Genomic DNA, 1,326 nt, shown 5'->3' on the forward strand with positions numbered 1-1,326 from the left:
TTCATTGTTCTCATGTCGTTGGTGACGATTCTTGTTATCAGTTTAACCATTCGCTTGGTGCGTAAAGTGACCAACAACCTGCATCTTGTTCTTGAATTTTTAAGCCGCGAAAATTACAGCGAAGACTCACCACTTTCTGAGCTCATCAAAGGCAAAGATGAGTTAAGCAAGTTTGCTCAAGAAGTGGAAAAACTCAGTCATGAGAGAGAACAAGCAAAGCAGAAACTCACCAAAGCCAAAGAAGACGCAGAGCGCGCCAAAGACGACGCGATTGAAGCCAGCAAAGCGAAAAGTAGCTTCCTAGCGAACATGTCGCACGAGATTCGTACTCCGCTCAACGGTGTGATAGGTATTTCTGAAGTGCTGGCAGACACCCCGTTGACGGCTACACAGCGAGATTACGTCGACACAATAGAGACGTCTTCCCAATTGCTGCTCAGCCCTGAGAGATCCCCTCATAATTTCCCCAAAACGTAACCATGTGTGAATAGATTTTGAGTAAGCAGGGTTGCAGCCACGAGTGAGTCTTCCCTTGTTATTGTGTAGCCAGAATGCCGCAAAACTTCCATGCCTAAGCGAACTGTTGAGAGTACGTTTCGATTTCTGACTGTGTTAGCCTGGAAGTGCTTGTCCCAACCTTGTTTCTGAGCATGAACGCCCGCAAGCCAACATGTTAGTTGAAGCATCAGGGCGATTAGCAGCATGATATCAAAACGCTCTGAGCTGCTCGTTCGGCTATGGCGTAGGCCTAGTCCGTAGGCAGGACTTTTCAAGTCTCGGAAGGTTTCTTCAATCTGCATTCGCTTCGAATAGATATTAACAAGTTGTTTGGGTGTTCGAATTTCAACAGGTAAGTTAGTTGCTAGAATCCATGGCTCCTTTGCCGACGCTGAGTAGATTTTAGGTGACGGGTGGTGACAATGAGTCCGTGTCGAGCGCTGATTTTTTCGGCCTTTAGAGCGAGATTTATACAATAGAATTTGGCATGAGATTGGATTGCTTTTAGTCAGCCTCTTATAGCCTAAAGTCTTTGAGTGACTAGATGACATATCATGTAAGTTGCTGATAGGTTTCCAGTTTTCCGCTCCTAGGTCTGCATATTGTACTTTTCCTCTTACTCGACTTAACCAGTACCAACCCAGCTTCTCAACGGATTTATACCATGGCACTTTAAAGCCAGCATCACTGACAATGAGCGGTGTGGTGTTACTCGGTAGAATGCTCGCAAGGTCGGCTAGAAATTGGTCATGAGCTTTCTTTGAACATTGCTCTGAAAGCGGAAAGGCTTTCTCATAAAGAGTAATAGAACGACCATGTAGTGCCACC

At 45.6% G+C, this 1,326-nt stretch carries 1 protein-coding gene and 1 pseudogene; one reads left to right on the forward strand and one right to left on the reverse strand.

The window, feature by feature from the left end; translation table 11 throughout:
• A pseudogene (locus tag R7P72_RS24650) lies at positions 1-441 on the forward strand (histidine kinase dimerization/phospho-acceptor domain-containing protein); the annotation flags it as partial.
• Positions 442-455: 14 nt separating this feature from the next.
• Here R7P72_RS24650 and R7P72_RS24655 read toward each other — a convergent pair.
• The coding region (locus R7P72_RS24655; RefSeq protein WP_318110920.1) for an IS4-like element ISVsa5 family transposase at positions 456-1,326 on the reverse strand (871 nt) is incomplete at its 5' end.

Source organism: Vibrio sp. Vb0888, assembly GCF_033338835.1.
Classification (GTDB): domain Bacteria; phylum Pseudomonadota; class Gammaproteobacteria; order Enterobacterales; family Vibrionaceae; genus Vibrio; species Vibrio alginolyticus.